At 72.0% G+C, this 15,189-nt stretch carries 13 protein-coding genes; 5 read left to right on the plus strand and 8 right to left on the minus strand.

Features of this window, described 5'->3' with window-relative positions; genetic code table 11:
• From QSK22_RS25270 to QSK22_RS25280, 3 genes are all read right to left on the minus strand, one after another.
• The coding region (locus QSK22_RS25270) for a condensation domain-containing protein (RefSeq protein ID WP_285496857.1) at nucleotides 1-1,675 on the minus strand (1,675 nt) is incomplete at its 3' end.
• Nucleotides 1,676-2,001: 326 nt separating this feature from the next.
• Nucleotides 2,002-4,320 carry an ABC transporter permease gene (locus tag QSK22_RS25275; protein WP_285496858.1) on the minus strand — a complete coding sequence of 773 codons (2,319 nt, stop codon included), beginning with the start codon at nucleotides 4,318-4,320 and terminating at the stop codon, nucleotides 2,002-2,004.
• On the minus strand, nucleotides 4,305-5,018 hold the full coding sequence (locus QSK22_RS25280; RefSeq protein WP_285496859.1) for an ABC transporter ATP-binding protein: 714 nt from the start codon (nucleotides 5,016-5,018) through the stop codon (nucleotides 4,305-4,307). The genes QSK22_RS25275 and QSK22_RS25280 overlap by 16 nt, the downstream gene beginning before the upstream one ends.
• Nucleotides 5,019-5,094: 76 nt before the next feature.
• Between QSK22_RS25280 and QSK22_RS25285 the strand changes: the two genes are divergently transcribed.
• Nucleotides 5,095-6,024: a sulfotransferase domain-containing protein gene (locus tag QSK22_RS25285; RefSeq protein WP_285496860.1), complete on the plus strand. Its 930-nt coding sequence runs from the start codon at nucleotides 5,095-5,097 to the stop codon at nucleotides 6,022-6,024.
• Between the two features lie 43 nt (nucleotides 6,025-6,067).
• Nucleotides 6,068-6,877, plus strand: coding sequence for a sulfotransferase family protein (locus QSK22_RS25290; protein WP_285496943.1), 810 nt, complete (start codon nucleotides 6,068-6,070; stop codon nucleotides 6,875-6,877).
• Nucleotides 6,878-6,978: 101 nt separating this feature from the next.
• Here QSK22_RS25290 and QSK22_RS25295 read toward each other — a convergent pair whose 3' ends face one another.
• From QSK22_RS25295 to QSK22_RS25315, 5 genes are all read right to left on the minus strand, one after another.
• Nucleotides 6,979-8,175 (minus strand): ABC transporter permease, encoded by a 1,197-nt coding sequence (locus tag QSK22_RS25295; protein WP_285496861.1) that lies wholly within the window; start codon nucleotides 8,173-8,175, stop codon nucleotides 6,979-6,981.
• Nucleotides 8,172-8,882, minus strand: coding sequence for an ABC transporter ATP-binding protein (locus tag QSK22_RS25300; RefSeq protein WP_285496863.1), 711 nt, complete (start codon nucleotides 8,880-8,882; stop codon nucleotides 8,172-8,174). Before QSK22_RS25300 ends, QSK22_RS25295 begins: the two co-directional genes overlap by 4 nt.
• Nucleotides 8,879-10,015: an efflux RND transporter periplasmic adaptor subunit gene (locus QSK22_RS25305; RefSeq protein ID WP_285496864.1), complete on the minus strand. Its 1,137-nt coding sequence runs from the start codon at nucleotides 10,013-10,015 to the stop codon at nucleotides 8,879-8,881. Before QSK22_RS25305 ends, QSK22_RS25300 begins: the two co-directional genes overlap by 4 nt.
• 225 nt (nucleotides 10,016-10,240) lie before the next feature.
• Nucleotides 10,241-11,044, minus strand: coding sequence for an alpha/beta fold hydrolase (locus QSK22_RS25310; RefSeq protein WP_285496865.1), 804 nt, complete (start codon nucleotides 11,042-11,044; stop codon nucleotides 10,241-10,243).
• Between the two features lie 15 nt (nucleotides 11,045-11,059).
• Nucleotides 11,060-12,652, minus strand: a complete 1,593-nt coding sequence (locus QSK22_RS25315; protein ID WP_285496866.1) for an MBL fold metallo-hydrolase — start codon at nucleotides 12,650-12,652, stop codon at nucleotides 11,060-11,062.
• Between the two features lie 377 nt (nucleotides 12,653-13,029).
• Here QSK22_RS25315 and QSK22_RS25320 point away from each other — a divergent pair, with 377 nt between their 5' ends.
• The 3 genes from QSK22_RS25320 to QSK22_RS25330 all read left to right on the plus strand — a co-directional run bounded on the left by QSK22_RS25320 (nucleotide 13,030) and on the right by QSK22_RS25330 (nucleotide 15,171).
• Entirely contained in the window at nucleotides 13,030-13,242 is a 213-nt protein-coding gene (locus QSK22_RS25320; RefSeq protein ID WP_285496867.1) for an MbtH family protein, read from the plus strand.
• A 79-nt stretch (nucleotides 13,243-13,321) separates the two neighbouring features.
• Nucleotides 13,322-14,266, plus strand: coding sequence for a TauD/TfdA family dioxygenase (locus tag QSK22_RS25325; protein WP_285496869.1), 945 nt, complete (start codon nucleotides 13,322-13,324; stop codon nucleotides 14,264-14,266).
• Between the two features lie 446 nt (nucleotides 14,267-14,712).
• Nucleotides 14,713-15,171, plus strand: a complete 459-nt coding sequence (locus tag QSK22_RS25330) for a hypothetical protein (RefSeq protein WP_285496870.1) — start codon at nucleotides 14,713-14,715, stop codon at nucleotides 15,169-15,171.
• Nucleotides 15,172-15,189: the final 18 nt, after the last annotated feature.

The raw sequence follows: 15,189 nt of genomic DNA on the forward strand, positions 1-15,189 counted from the left end.
GCATGAACTCCACACGCTCGGCCGGACTCACCGGATCGATCGGCAGATACGCCGCACCCGCCTTCCACACACCCAACATCGCCGCCACAACATCCACACCACGCGGCAGGCGCAGCGCAACCACCGACTCCGCACCCACGCCCAGGCCACGCAGGTGATGCGCGATCCGATTCGCCCGCGCGTCCAGCTCGGCATACGTCACCCGCACCCCGTCGTGCACGACCGCGACCGCATCCGGAGCTCGACGCACCCACTCCTCGAACAACTCCACGACCGCAGAGCCCGCCACATCCGTCGCGGTGTCATTCCATCCGCGCACCAAGAGGTCCCGTTCCCCCGGGTCGAGAACGTCCACGGCATGCAGACGCGCATCCGGTTCCGCGGTCACGGTCTCCAGAACGCGGACGAAGCAGCGCACGAGCCGTGTGACGGTCTGCTCGTCGAACAGGTCCTCGGCTCCGACGATCGCCCCGTGCAGGCCGTTCGGGCGGCCCTGCTCGTCGAAGGTCTCCGACAGCGACACGTCCACGTCGAACTTGGCCACCGGCTGGTTGGACGGAAGCGGCCGGGCCGTCACGCCGGGCAGTTCCAGGGTCGCCTCTGCGGTGTTCTGGAGGACGAGCATGACCTGGAACAGCGGCTGGCGGGCCAGCGACCGGGCCGGGGCCAGTTCCTCCACCAGCCGTTCGAACGGCACGTCCTGGTGCGCGAACGCCTCCAGGCTCGTCCGGCGGACGCGGGCGAGCACCTCCCGGAACCGCGGGTCGCCGGACAGATCCGTGCGGATCACCAGCGTGTTGACGAAGAACCCGACCAGGTCGTCCAGGGCCTCGTCGGTGCGGCCGGCGACCGCCGACCCGATGGGAATGTCGGTGCCGGCGCCGAGCCGCGACAGCGTCACCGCCAGCGCGGCCTGCAGCACCATGAACGGGGTCGCGCGTTCGGCCTGGGCCAGTTCCGCCAGCCGCCGATGCACCTCGGCCGGAACCGAGAACGGCACCCGGTGTCCGCGATGACTGGCCACGGCCGGACGGGGCCGGTCCGCCGGAAGCGTCAATTCTTCGGGGATTCCCGCCAGTTTCCGCCGCCAGTAGTCCACTTGGACCGAGTACCGGCTGTTCGGATCGGACTCCGGGCCGAGGAGTTCCCGCTGCCACAACGTGTAATCGGCGTACTGGACCGGCAGCGGCTGCCACTGCGGGGCCTCGCCGCGCACCCGCGCCGCGTACGCGGCCGACAGGTCCCGGCCCAGCGGGCGGTGCGACCAGGCGTCGGTGGCGATGTGGTGCAGCGCCAATATCAGGACGTGCTCGTCCGCCGCGACGGCGAGCAGCCATGCCCGGATCGGCACGTCGGCGGCCAGGTCGAACCGGTGCCGCCCCGCCTCGGCCACGGCGTCGGCGACGTCCTCCCGGCCGGCCTGCCGGATTTCCAGCTCCCAGTGCAGTTCCCGCGGGTCCAGGACGTGCTGGTGCGGCTCGCCGTCCACCACCGGGAACACCGTGCGCAGCGACTCGTGGCGCTCCAGCACGTCCCGCAGTGCCGCGCCCAGCGCCCGCACGTCGAGCCGGCCGTGCAAGGCCACTGCGATGACGTTGTTGTAGGCCGTGCTCGCGTCTTCCAACTGGGCCAGGAACCATAACCGGCGCTGCGCGAAAGAGAGCGGAATCAGCACTGGATCTCCCTGTTTTTCGAACGCCACACCGAAGCCACGCCTGAGCGCCCGGCAACAGGCTCTCGCACTTCGGTCCGGCAGACCAGGCCATCCCAACGCATCCGCGCGCGGCGAACAAGACCGCCGCCGATCGGCCGTCTGTTCAACCGAAAAGGTGACGCAGTTGAACAGGCCGGGCGCCGGGGCGGGGCGAAGCGGCCGACGCGCGATGCGCCGGGGGTGTTCAACTGTTGTCGTGTCCAGTTGAACGGGTGTGTTCCGCGCGCCGAATATCCGCGATAGGCATTCCGATTGGCAAGGCGCCGGATTATCCGTGTGGAACGCCGTCACTCGCCGCGCAGCACCGTGGCGGTGCGGGTGGCGGCGGCCCGGCCGGCGGGCGGCCAGGAGCCGAGGACCGCGATCAGCAGTCCGGCGCAGGCCGGCAGGGCGAGCAGCCACCAGTCGTAGACGTGGATCCACGACGCGGCCATCCCGCCGGCGGTCAGCCGGCCGGTGAGGTCCACCACAGCGTGATGGACGGCGACTCCGAGCGGAATCCCGAGCGCGGCGCCGACGGCGCCCAGGGCCGCCATCGACGTCACCATCATGAGGGCGACCTGCCGCGGGGTCATCCCGACGGCCTTGAGGACGCCCAGGTCGCGGCTGCGCTCCTGGGCGTTGAGCAGCACGCCGTTCAGCACGCCGAGCCCCGCCGCGGTGCAGATGATCAGCGAGAGGAGCAGGAACAGCCCGTGGAAGACCACGGCGCCGCCGGTTTCGGGCTCGGTGACCTTGGCGGACATTCCGTCGCCGGACAGCAGCGCGTTGATCCGGGCGGCGTAGTCCGCCGGGGCCGTGCCCGGTGTCACGATCACCGAGATGGGCCGCCGCAGGCCGGCGGCGCCCTCCGAGTCCGGGAAGTTCCGCGCGTCGAGCATCAGCCGGTTCGGGTCGGGCTGCGCGAACGAGCCCACGATGCGCACCCGGGCAGGTGCGCCGTCCTCGGCCCGCAGCGTGAGGGTGTCGCCGACGCGCAGGTGATGGAGCCGCAGGAGGCTTTCGCTCGGCACGACCTCGCCCGGACCGGTGAACCAGCGTCCGCGGATGAGGTTGTCGCCGAGGAACGGGCGGTAGTCCCCGTTGTAGGTTTCGGCGGTCAGACCGTCGGGGAGCCCCGCGCCGCGCACCTTCAGCAGGTCGTACGACATCACGTGGGCGGTTCCCGGCTGCTCGCGCAGAAGCGTGAACACCTGCCGTTCGGACAGGTCCGGCCGCGTCGGGCCGAACGGGGCGGCGCCCACGGTGACGGACGTGTGGCCCTCGGGGTCCGCCGTCATGATCTTCGAGACGGTCTGGTGCAGGCCGAGTCCCAGGGTCGCCGCGGTCACGCCGAGGCCGAGCGCCGTCAGGACGAGCGCGGTCCGGGCGGGCCGGGCGACCGGAAGGCCCAGCCCCAGCGCGACCGGCGCCGGCAGCCGGGTGCGGGCCAGCCACCGCTGCGGTCCCCGGCCGCGGCCGCGGCGGGACACGGCCCCGGCGCTGATCGCCTGCACCGCCGGCAGCCGCCCGGCCCGCAGCGCCGGGCCCAGGGCGGCCAGCGCCACCAGGACGACGACGCAGCCGCCCGCCGCCGCGTCCAGCAGGAGGGTGGCTCCCCAGGCCGAGGGCAGCTCGAAGCCGCGCGCCATGTTTTCGGCCATCGCGTCGGCCATCAGGTGGCCGGCCGCGACGCCCGCCGCGCAGCCCGCCAGCGCCGGGGTCATGACCATCACCAGGTACACCGCGGTCACCTGCGCCGGGGTGAAGCCGAGCGCCTTGAGGACGCCGATGTGCCGGAACCCCGCGACCACGGCGCCGCTGACCACGGTGCCGATGATGATCGCGGACACGGCCATGGCGAGGGCGCCGAAGACGGTGATGAACGGGATGAGCTGGTTGAACCTCTCCTGGAACGCCTGCCGGACGGTCACGTACGACTCGTTGCCCGTCACCGGCAGCCCGGCGGTCGCCTCGGCCAGGCTCCGCTGCACCTGCGGCGAGTCGCCGGCGCGCGCGAACCGGTAGAGCATCTGCAGCCCGTCCGGCCGCAGCGCGCCGATCTGGGCGGGGGCCACCCAGCCGTCGGCCGATCCGGTCACCGAGATCGCGAAGCCCACGATGGTCAGCTCCGGCAGGCCCGGCGAGCTGAGCGTGCCGCCCACCCGCAGGGCGCCGCCCGGCCTGCCGTGGAGGACGATCTCGCCCGGTCCGCGCACCCACCGTCCGGAGGTGATGGTGAGCCGGTCCACCGGGCCGCCCGGGTCGGCCCGGCCCGCGACGCGCAGGTCCTGCCCCGGGCCGGGCATTCCGGCGGACGCCCGCGCCTGCCGGAGCACCGCCGTCTGGAACGGCCCGGCGGCGGCGGTGACGCCGGCGGCCCGCGCTGTCGCGGCGACCCTGGCGGCCGAGACCTCGGCGGCGTCGAACGCGGCGGTCGCCTGCGCCCCGCGGGCCCGGGCGAAGGCGTCGTCGAACAGCGAGTTCGAGGCGGCGAGCAGCCCGAACCCGAACAGCAGGGTCGCCGTGGACAGGGCGACCACGACACCGATGCTCACCGTCTGCAGGCGGCGCCGCCGCACGCCGGCCCGCGAGGCGGCCCACACCGCGCTCAGCGGACGCTCCATGGCCGGCTCCTGTTCGGCTCGGTCTCCCGGACGATCCGGCCGTCGGTGAACTCCACCAGCCGGGTGGCGCACCGGGTGGCCAGCCGCTCGTCGTGGGTGACCAGCAGCAGGGTCTGGCCCGTCCGGTTGAGGTCGAGCAGCAGGTCGACGACCTGGTCGCCGGTCCTGCTGTCGAGGGCGCCGGTGGGTTCGTCGGCCAGCAGCAGCGCCGGACGGTTCATCAGCGCCCGGGCCACCCCGACGCGCTGCCGCTCGCCTCCGCTCAGCACCGCCGGGTAGGCGCCCTGCCGGTCGGCGATGCCGAGCCGGTCCAGCAGTTCCAGGGCCCGCGCCCGGGCCTTGCGCGGCGGCATGCCGACCAGCCGTCCGGCCAGCGCGACGTTCTCCAGCGCGGGCAGGTCGTCCAGCAGGTTGAAGAACTGGAAGACCATTCCGATCCGGCGGCGCCGGAACCGGGCCAGCGCCGACTCGCCCATGCCGGTGAGGTCTTCGCCGTCCACCACCACCGAGCCGCAGGTCGGCCGGTCCAGGCCCGCGACCATGTTGAGCAGCGTCGACTTCCCGCTGCCCGAGGGGCCCATCACCGCGACGGCCTCGCCGCGCCGGATCCGCAGGGTGACCCCGCCCAGCGCGACGACGTCGCCGTAGGTCTTGTGGACCGAGGCGAGCCGTACCACCGTGTCCGCGTGTTCGTCCATCGGCGCCCGTCCCCTTTCGATTCCACGGCTGCGGATCGGCGTGGGTTCAGTGTGGCCGCCGGGAGGTTGTGTCGAGGTGACCGCCGGTGCGGATCGTCCGCCCGCCGGATCGCCGCGGCCGGCGGCCCGCCGAACGCCGCTCGCCATAGGAAAGCGTTTCCCGCATAATCGGGACCTCCGTAACGGACGACCTGGCGAAGGGACGCCGAGCATGCCGATCGCCTGGGTGGCCTCCTATCCGAAATCCGGTAACACGTGGGCCCGCATCCTGCTGGCCAGTTACCTGCGCGACGACGAGGTGCGGATACGCGTCAACGAGATGGGCATTTTGGACGAGGCCGTGACCGACCTGGTGGACATGTTCCAGCAAGGCCGACTGCTGCCGCTCGACCATCCGCGGACACTGGCGGTGAAGACGCACTTCCTGCCCGGGGCCGAAGTGCAGCGCCGGTACCGCTCGGCCACCGGCAAAGTCCTCTACATCATCCGAAACCCGCGCGACGTGATCTACAGCAACGAGCGGTTCCTGCATGTCGGCGAAAAGCACCGCACGGCGTTCGCCAGGCATTTCATCGAACACCGCGGGGTCGATGCCTGGCGGCGGGTCGGGTTCGGCACCTGGCCGCAGAACGTGCTGGAGTGGACCTCCCCGCAGCGGCTGCACCGACACTTCCCGGACGCCGACGTGTGCGTGATCCGGTACGAAGACATGAAGCATGACACCGCCGCATCGCTGCACAAGATGATCGACTTTCTCGGTTTCGACAACCACATCGATCCCGACCGGGTGCAACGGGCCGTGCGGAACTCGACGCTGGACAGGTTGCGCGAGCAGGAGCGCGGCGACAGGTCGCGCCGCCCGGGGAGGAACCCGTTCTTCGGTCAGGGGCTGAGCGGCCAGTCGCTGTCGGGCTACGGCGAGGACGTCGAGGAGGCGTACCTGCGGCTGCTGCGCGAGGACGAGGAATTCGCCGGTCTCGCCGAGCGGTACGGATACGCCCAGTGACCCGGTGCGGACGCCACCCGCGACGAAACGGAGACGAGTGACCATGCACGGTCTCACCTGGCTCGCCGCCGGCCGCCAGTCCGGCGGCAACTCCGCGCATTATCTGATCACCGGCTATCTGCTGGACGCGCCGCCCGCCGAGGTCTCCCTGGAGGAGGCGTTCGAGGTGGCGCCCAACCTGGTCAGGCTGTTCAGCTGGGGCCGCATGGTGCCGCTGGACGAGAACCGCCCGTACGTGGTGAAGGCCGACGGCATGCCGGGCGAGGAGATCCTCGACCCCTACCGCGAGGCGACGGAGAAGGTGGTGTATCTGGTGCGCGACCCGCGCACGGTGATCGGCAGCATCGTCCGCAACAGCCGGCCCGAGCCCGGGGAGCGCCAGGAGCGGGCCAAGCGGCTGATCGCCCGTCTCGGTGCGGTGTCGCGGTCCCCGGACGAGCGCGGCACGTGGGAGCAGCACGTCCGGGAGTGGACGTCGCCGCGGCGGGCCCGCGCGCACTTTCCGAACCTCAAGGACGTGTGCGTGCTGCGCTATGAGGACCTGCTGGCCGACCCGGCCGGGGCGCTGCGCCGCTTCGTCGAGTTCCTCGGCGTCCTCGGCCCGGTGGACGAGGACCGGGTGCGGCGGACCGTGGCGGCGTGGACTCCGGAGTCGGTGCGGGACGCCCCGATCTCGGAGAGGCTGCCGGGGATGGCGGCGTTCGAGGAGCCGCGGAGGCGCCGCCCCTCGGCGCCGGAACCGGTGCCGTCCCTCGCGGAGATCGGCACCGACGTGGAGGCCGCGTACCAGCGGCGGCTGCGCGAGGACGAGGAGTTCGCCGCGCTCGTCCGGCGGTTCGGCTACGAGACCTGATCACCGGGAGCGGACGTCGCGGAGCGGACGACCGGGGTGACCCCGAGGCCGCGCGGGCGGCCGGGGGCACCCCGGTCCGCGGGGGCGGGGCGGTCGGTCCGTCACGTGCTGGTGAGGGCCTCGGTCGGGGGCATGCGCGCGGCCCGGCGGGCGGGGTAGACGCCCGCGAGGGCGCCGATGGCGACGGCGGCGAGGGCGCCGCCGCAGATCGCCTGGACCGGCAGGGCCAGCGGCCAGCCCCGGAAGGCCGCGTAGCCGAAGCAGACGAGCAGGCCGATCAGCACTCCGGCGGCCCCGCCGAGCGTGGAGAGGGTGACGGACTCGGTGAGGAACTGCAGCCGGATCTGCCCGCGGGTGGCGCCCAGCGACCGGCGCAGTCCGATCTCCGACCGGCGCTCCAGCACCGAGATCACCATGATGTTGGCGATGCCGACGCCGCCGGCGAGCAGGGCCACCGCGCCGAGTCCGAAGAACAGCGCGTTGAACGCCCGGTTCGCGGCGGCCTCCGCGGTGAGCACGTCCGACGGGCGGCTCACCTTCACCTCCTCGGGATGCTCCGGGTTGACCGTGGCGCCCAGCGCCTTCTGCACCGACTGCACGGTGGCGTCGGTCGAACGCTCGTAGAGGGTGGTCGCGTGCCCGTCGAACCCCAGCTGCCGGGCGTACGACCAGCCGATCAGCGCGGACCGGTCGATCTCGGGCGCCAGTTTCAGAGAGTCCAGGATGCCGATCACCGTCATCCACCGGCCGGCGATGTAGACGTGCCTGCCGGCGCGGTCGATGCCCAGCCGCTCGGCGGCCACCGAGCCGAGCACCACCGCCGGGTACCGGCTGGAGGCGTCGTTGAGGAACGTCCCGGACCGGACCGAGCCGCCCAGCGCCCGCAGCAGGTTGGGCCGCGCCGCCTGCACCGAGATGCCGCGGGTGGTGGCGGGGTCGATCTTGTCGGTGCGGCGGACGGTGGTGTTCGGCACCAGGCCGACCGCCGACACCCCGGTCACCCCGGGGATCCGGCTCACCATGCTCTCGGCGGTCTCCGGCAGCACCGCGCTCTGCCCGCTCAGCGTCGTCCCCGGGCTCACGGTGAGCAGGTTCGTGCCGAGCTGCCGGATCTCCTCCATCAGCCCGGCCTTGCTGACCGTGCTGATGCCGACCAGGCCGACCATCGCGGCGACGCCGATGGCGATGCCGAGCGCGGAAAGCACCGCCCGCAGCGGCCTGCCGCGCAGCCCGTCCAGGCCGACCAGGGCCAGGTCGGCGGCGCGCAGCCGGGCCGGTTCCGGTAGAGCGGTCGTCATGCCGGTACCCCCGTGTCGGCGTGGATCCGTCCGTCGCGTATCTCCAGTCGGCGCGGCAGCGCGGCCGCGACCTCCAGGTCGTGGGTGATGACCACCACGGCGGTGCCGTCGCGGTTGAGGTCGGTGAGCAGCTCCAGGACGCCGGCGCCGGCCACCGAGTCGAGGTTGCCGGTGGGCTCGTCGGCGAGCAGCAGCGGCGGGTCGCCGACGACCGCGCGGGCGATGGCGACGCGCTGCTTCTCCCCGCCGGACAGCTGGTTCGGCAGGTGGTGCAGGCGGTGGCCCAGCCCCACCCGCTCCAGCGCGGCCCGGGCCAGCTCGCGGCGGCGCCGGGGCGACACGCCGTGGTACAGCAGCCCGGTGGCGACGTTGTCCAAGGCGGTCAGGTGCGCGGTCAGAAAGAACTGCTGGAACACGAACCCGATCCAGCGCGCCCGCACCGCGGCCAGCTGCCGGTCCGGCAGCCGGGCGACGTCGTGCCCGCGGATGAGGACCCGGCCGGACGACGGGGTGTCCAGCGTGCCCATCAGGTGCAGCAGGGTCGACTTGCCCGAGCCCGACGGCCCCACGATCGCCACGAGCTCGCCCGGCCGCACGTCCAGCGACACCTCGCGGAGCGCCCGCACACCGCCGGGGTAGTCCTTGACCGCGCGCTGCACCGACACGACCGGGGTCGTGTCCCCGCCGGTCAGGAGGCCCTCGCTCATGACTTGGGCACCTGCACCTTCATGCCCGGGCTGAGGGCGCCGCTCACCTCGACCATGTCGTCGTCGAAGATGCCGAGCCGCACCGGTACGGAGCGGACCGCGCCGGACGCGTCCACCACGTTGACCGAGTAGTCGCCGTCGCCGGACGCCAGCAGCGCGGTGATCGGCACGGCCAGCACGTTCCTGCGCTCGGCGCTGGCGAACGCGACCGTGACCGGGGCGTTGTCGAGGTTGCCCACGCTGCCGGACTTGTCGAGGGTGATGAAAACGGGGATGGTGGCGGTCTCGGTGCTCTGGCCGGTCTGCGTCGAGGAGCCGGTGGAACCGGCGGTGGCGACCGTGCCGACGGAGGTGATGCGTCCGGTCGCCTTCTTCCCGCCGGGCAGGGTGACGTCCACCTTGGCGCCCTTGACGGCCATGCCCTGCTGGCCGACCGGCAGGTTCACCGTGACCTCGCGTCTGGTGCCGCTGGCGGTGAGCACGGTGCCGCTCGCACGGGCGCCGAGGACCGCCTTGACCTTGGTGACGCGGATCGCGTCCGGCTGCACCACCACGTCGCCGACCTTCACCACGCCGGTCTGGGGGACGCCGATGTCGTCCTGCCATTCCTCGATGGCCTGCTGGGTGGCGTAGGTGAAGTCGCGGTCCACGGTCATGCCGTCGCCGAACCCGAGCGCCTTCAGGTTGCGTTCCAGCACCAGCACGTCGTAGCCGTTGGAGACGCCGCTGTGCAGGGTCCGCCAGAACGGCATCTTGCCGTAGAACAGGGGGACGCGGCGGCCGTCCACCCCGTACACCTGTTCGCCGCGGCGGATCACGGCGCCCTCCCGCGGCAGCCAGGTGATCCGCTTGCCGCCGTCGGCGAGCACGGTGTGTTCGCCCGCGTAGCCGAGGGTGCCGTCCACGTTGGCGGTCGTGGTCAGGTTGGTGCGGACCACCGTCGCGGTGGGCAGCGCGGAGGTGGCGGGCGTTTTCGAGCCGCCGCCGTCGTTCAACGCGTACGCCGCGCCGGCCGCGCCGATGGCCAGCACGGCGGTTCCGCCCAGCAGCGCCCGGCCCCTGCGGCGCCGCGGCCGGGGCGGCGGCACCGTCTTCTTGTCCGTTAGGGGGTTGTCCAGCTCAGAATCCAGCATCGTCAGCCTCCGGCTGCTCCCCTGCCGATGTCCTCACGGTGACCAGCCTGTCCGACGAACGGTTTCCCCGAGGTGACCGCTTCCCCGAGGTGACCGCTTCCCCGAGGTGGCCGCGGGCGTTGGCCGCGGCCGGCCGCCGGGCGGCGGAAGCGCGCGGTTCGCACGCCCGGCGGTCATGGACGGCGCGGGTCGCGACGGTGCGCGGGTCGGAACTCGGCGCGCGGGTCAGTGCTTGTCGAAGAACTCCACGATCGCGTCGTTCACCGGGCCGGGGCGTTCCAGATGGCCGAGGTGCCCGCAGCCGGGGATCTCCACCAGGTCGCAGTTCGGGATGGCGTCGGCCACCTCGGCGCCCAGGTGCGGCGGGCAGACCAGGTCGTCGGCGAACGCGATGACCCGGCAGGGCGCGCTGACGCGGCGCAGCTCGGCGCGGTGGTCGGCGTCGGTGTCGACCCACTCCAGGCCGGGCGCGACGGGCGCGCCGGCGGCGGTCAGCTCGAACAGCTCCAGCCACGAGGCCACCGCCTCGTCGTCGCCGAGCGTCCGCGGGGAGAACATCTGCATCACCAGGTTGACGGCCTGGTACTCCGGCGGCAGCCGCACACCGCTCTCCAGCAGCCTGCGCTCGGCGGCGGACCGGGCCCGGCGGAACGCGTCCGACCGGGCCCGGGTCGCCATGAGCACCGCCGAGCGCACCAGCCGCGGCGCACCGATCGCCAACCGCTGCGCGATCAGCGCGCCCAGCGAGGTCCCGACGATCCGGCACGGCGCCAGGTCCAGCGCCTCGATCAGGCCCCGGACGTCGGCCACCATGTCCGCCATCGTGTACTCGCCCGCGGGGGCGTCCGACGGCGGCACGCCGCGGCTGTCGAACGTGACGGTCGCGTAGCCCGCCTCGTGCAGCGCCGGCGTCTGGTACATGTCCCACTGGTGGCCGGCCGCACCGGAACCCGTGATGAGCAGGACGGGTTCGCCGCGGCCGGACCGCCGGTAGGAGAGCCGGACACCGTTGACGCGCAGGAAGGGCATCGTCGTACGGGCTTCCTACCAGCGCCACTCTCGCTTGTTGAACAGGTGCTCGGCGGCGATGTCGTGCTCCTTGCACCAGGCGAGGAACTCCTCGATCTGCTTGATCTGGTAGGTGTCCGGCGTGTAGGTGGTCGCCATGACGTGCCCCTGCCAGCTCTCCTCGCCCATGGCGTACACGTACGCCTCGCCGCAGCCGAGCTCCGTCATGATCGCCGCGGCCTGCTGCGCGTTGGAGCCGGACAGCTTGCGCGAGTCGCTCATCTTCTTGGTGACCGGCCGGGTCAGCAGGCCCTGGTAGAGCCAGGTCAGCGGGGCGCCGTCGCACTCCATGCCGAGGAACGCCATGTCGACGTCGCCCAGGTGCGAGCGGATGTACCGGTACAGCGCCGGGTCGATGCCCGAGGAGTCCGCGCCGACGAACGCCTTCTTTCCGGCGATGTCCACCAGGTAGGTCGACTTGGCGCGGATGTCCAGGTCGGAGTGCTCACCGAGGAACGGCGTGGCGACCACCCGGTTGCCGCCCGGCAGCGGCACCTCGTCGAACTCCTCCACCTCGATCACCGTGAAGCCCATCGACTTCAGGTAGAGGCCGATCGACGGGTCGCACAGGTTGCCCCGGGACGCCCGCGGCACCACCACCGCGTCGGTGCGGTGGCGAAGCTGCAGCAGGGTCTCCAGCACGATGTGGTCCTGGTGCCCGTGGGTGATCAGCACCAGGTCGATGTGGTCCGGCAGGTCGTCGAGGGTGTACCGGTCGCCGTGCCGGTTGTCGGCGCTGATGAACGGGTCCACCACGACGGCGGCGTCCGGGGCCTGCAGCACCAGGCAGGCGTGGCCGAAGTAGCGGATCCGCCCGCCGCTGTCGATGTTGCGGTCTTCGGCGAGGCTGGGCTCGTCGGCGAGCAGCCGGTTCAGTTGCGCCGCCTGGTCGGCGTCCAGCTCCAGCGCCTCGTGCAGCCGGGCCCGGGGGGTGGCGGTCACGCGCGCCGCGAACAGCTCGTCCAGGCCCGGGTGGTCGAAGGTGATGGGCAGTTCCAGCACGTCGCGCGACGGCAGCCGCGGGGTGCTGAGGATGAACGGCCGCTCCACCCCTGTCTCCAGCGACAGCTGCACCGACTGGCGGCTCCGGTCGAACACCGGGCTCTGGTACAGCAGCGGCTCCAGGATGTGCAGCGAGGCCTGGTTGCCGGTGTCGTAGGCCAGCTCCACCAGGCCGTTGAGCGCCGCCGGCAGCTTCGGGTACAGCGGGGTGAGGTCGAACCCCGTGGCGTTCTGGCGGAGCAGCTCGTCGGCCTCCGCCACGGCCGCGGCGAAGGTCAGCATCTCCGTGCGGTCCCGTTTGATCTGGTCCAGCAGATCGCGGATCTCGTCGGCGCGCGCCTCCTCGACGTTGACGAAGTAGCCGCCGCGCAGCGCGGGGTTGTTGCTGGCCGCGACGTGCACCTGCGGCGAGTGCAGGTACGACTCCAGCAGCGGCACCTGCACGTTCGCCAGGTTCATGGCGGCCTGGGCGGGCGTGACGACGTGCATCCAGGCATAGAATCTGTCGACCAGCGGCTCGATGATCGCATTCGAGCGGAGAAAGACCCGCTCCTGGCTTTCGGGCATGTGCTGTCTCCCGTCTGGAATCGACTTGCGGCACAGCCGTACCGTTTCTCGCGCGCCGCCGCCGTACCGATCGCCGCGAGCGGTTTCCCGTCGGGCACACTGAATGCGCCCGCTCTGTCCGTTGCACTAACGCACCACATCGCCGTGCGGACGTCAACGCGCGGCGCACCCCGTCGAATGCCCCGGTGAAGTCCGGGCGCGGACATGTTCGACTGGAGTCCGCGCGCAGTTGAACGCCGGTGCGAACGGCGCGGCCGGGCCGCCTTGCCCGGCCCTTTCCGCCCGTGTCACAGTGGTTGCGCCCGCCGCTGCGGTGCTGACAGCGCTTGGTCACCCTGTCTGTACCATCCTTGTCGCCGAGCAGTGAGGACAGTACGGTGCCCAACCCGTTCGAGGATCCCGACGCCAACTATCTGGTCCTGGTCAACGACGAAAACCAGCATTCGCTGTGGCCGGCCTTCCTGGACGTTCCGGACGGCTGGACCACGGTATTCGGTGAGGCGTCCCGCGACGAATGTCTCGAATACATCGAGAAATCGTGGACCGACATGCGCCCCAAGAGCCTGATCGAGGCGATGGAGAAGAAATAGCGGCGGCACTGCCCGCGGCTTCGCTGACCAGGCCGACGGCCCGTCCGGGCGTCGGCCTGGCGTGGGATTGGAGGGCGTTATGCAGACCGCGAACGGCCGTGCGGCCTGGCGGCCGCACGAGATCACCGGTGACGCGGCGGGCACGCCGGACCTGGCCGCCTGGCTGGATGCCCTGGGGCGCGACCGGCTGGCCGAGTTGCTGACCGAGCACAAGGCGCTCGTCTTCCGGAATTTCGCGGTGACCCCGGAGAACGTCGAGGACGTGCTCGACCGGCTGGTGCCGAACCGGCTGCCGTACGTGCACGGGAACTCCCCGCGCACCCGGGTGCGCGGCAACGTCTACACCTCGACCGAGTATCCGCGGCAGTACACCATCTCGATGCACAACGAGCTGAGCTACGCCCATCGCTGGCCGGCCCGGCTCGCGTTCTACTGCGAGAAGGCGCCCGACAGCGGCGGCGCCACTTCGGTGGTCGACGGCGCGCTGTGGCTGGAGTCGCTCGACGCCGAGGTGCGCGACGCGTTCGCCGGCGGGCTGCGCTACATCCAGAACCTGCACGACGGGTTCGGCTTCGGGAAGAGCTGGCAGGAGACGTTCGAGACCGACGACCGCAAGGCGGTCGAGGAATTCCTCAGACAGTCGCGGGCCGAGTGGGAGTGGGGCCCGGACGGCCTGCGCATCGTCCAGCTGCGCCCCGCGACCACCAGGCACCCGGTCACCGGCACGGAGGTCTGGTTCAACCAGGCCGACCAGTGGCACCCGGCCGGGCTCGGCGACGAGACGTCGCAGGAGCTGTACGACATCCTGTCGCCCGACGAGTTCCCGCAGTACGTGACGTTCGCCGACGGCACCCCGATCCCGGACGCCTACATCGAACAGATCCGCGACCGCGGGCTGGCCGCCGCCGTCGACGTGGACTGGCGCGTCGGGGACGTGCTGCTCATCGACAACATCCTGGTCGCGCACGGCCGGCGCCCGTTCGAGGGCACCCGCCGGGTGCTGGTGGCGATGTCCGACGGGTGACCGCGGCGGGCGCGGTGCCGCGCCCCGGCGTCCGACAGGGAGCATGCCCGGGCGCCGCCGGGCGCGGCACCACCGTTGTTCACCGGCGCGCCGGCATCGTACGGCGACAGGCCCGTCTCGGGCCGCCCCGCGGGGCGGCACCGCAGCCCGGCGCGGGCGCGTAGACGGCCCGGGCGGTCCGGATCCGTCATGCCCCCCGCAGCCGGCCGTACCGTCCGGGTCCGCCGAGCATTTCTGTCATGCGCAAGCGGCGACTTTGGTGGCTGCTTCCGGCCGGCGGCGCGATCAACACGCGCCGCCTTTTCCATCAAGCGTGTTCCGGCGGTGGAAATCGAGCCGTTCCGGCCCGTGAAGACTTCACAGAAGATGTCTCGCCCCGCGCATAAGGGCCCGGTCAACGTTGCCGGTCACCGCGCAGAAACCTGGCGGCCGCCATGCTGGAGGACATGAGGACGCTGAGATTCGCGGCGGTGGCGCTGGCCGCCGTCACCTCGTTCGGACTGGCCGGGTGCGGTGAGGAGAACCCGCCGGTGTCGCAGAGCGAGCAGGACAAGATGGTGAAGTTCGCCGAGTGCATGCGCAAGCACGGCGTCGAAATCCCGGACCGCGGCCCGAATGCCCCGGAGAAGACCTTCGACCCCAATGACGTGAAGATGCAGGCGGCCCAGGCGGCCTGCCGGTCGCTCGCGCCGGATCCGCACCAGGAGGGCAAGCCGTCCGCCGCCCAGGAGGACCGCGCCCTGAAACTCGCCGAATGCCTGCGCAAGCGCGGCATCAACGCCAAGGACCCCGAGCCGGGATCGATTCAGATCAGCATCGAGGAGAACCCGAACGACGACCCGCAGAAGACCGTGGCGGCATATGCGGCCTGCAACAAGGAAGTGCCCGCCGTGTCGGGCGGCTGACGCGGTCGGCGGCGGGTG

Source organism: Actinomadura sp. NBRC 104425 (assembly GCF_030269545.1).
In the GTDB taxonomy this organism is placed as follows: Bacteria; Actinomycetota; Actinomycetes; order Streptosporangiales; family Streptosporangiaceae; genus Spirillospora; species Spirillospora keratinilytica.

What these genes read in the sequence shown, in the direction of transcription:
- QSK22_RS25295 (WP_285496861.1), bottom strand. Translation starts at nt 8,175, where the DNA reads ATGACGACCGCTCTACCGGAACCGGCCCGGCTGCGCGCCGCCGACCTG.
- QSK22_RS25300 (WP_285496863.1), bottom strand. Translation starts at nt 8,882, where the DNA reads ATGAGCGAGGGCCTCCTGACCGGCGGGGACACGACCCCGGTCGTGTCG.
- QSK22_RS25310 (WP_285496865.1), bottom strand. Translation starts at nt 11,044, where the DNA reads ATGCCCTTCCTGCGCGTCAACGGTGTCCGGCTCTCCTACCGGCGGTCC.
- QSK22_RS25305 (WP_285496864.1), bottom strand. Translation starts at nt 10,015, where the DNA reads ATGCTGGATTCTGAGCTGGACAACCCCCTAACGGACAAGAAGACGGTG.
- QSK22_RS25325 (WP_285496869.1), top strand. Translation starts at nt 13,322, where the DNA reads ATGCAGACCGCGAACGGCCGTGCGGCCTGGCGGCCGCACGAGATCACC.
- QSK22_RS25315 (WP_285496866.1), bottom strand. Translation starts at nt 12,652, where the DNA reads ATGCCCGAAAGCCAGGAGCGGGTCTTTCTCCGCTCGAATGCGATCATC.
- QSK22_RS25280 (WP_285496859.1), bottom strand. Translation starts at nt 5,018, where the DNA reads ATGGACGAACACGCGGACACGGTGGTACGGCTCGCCTCGGTCCACAAG.
- QSK22_RS25275 (WP_285496858.1), bottom strand. Translation starts at nt 4,320, where the DNA reads ATGGAGCGTCCGCTGAGCGCGGTGTGGGCCGCCTCGCGGGCCGGCGTG.
- QSK22_RS25290 (WP_285496943.1), top strand. Translation starts at nt 6,068, where the DNA reads ATGCACGGTCTCACCTGGCTCGCCGCCGGCCGCCAGTCCGGCGGCAAC.
- QSK22_RS25330 (WP_285496870.1), top strand. Translation starts at nt 14,713, where the DNA reads ATGAGGACGCTGAGATTCGCGGCGGTGGCGCTGGCCGCCGTCACCTCG.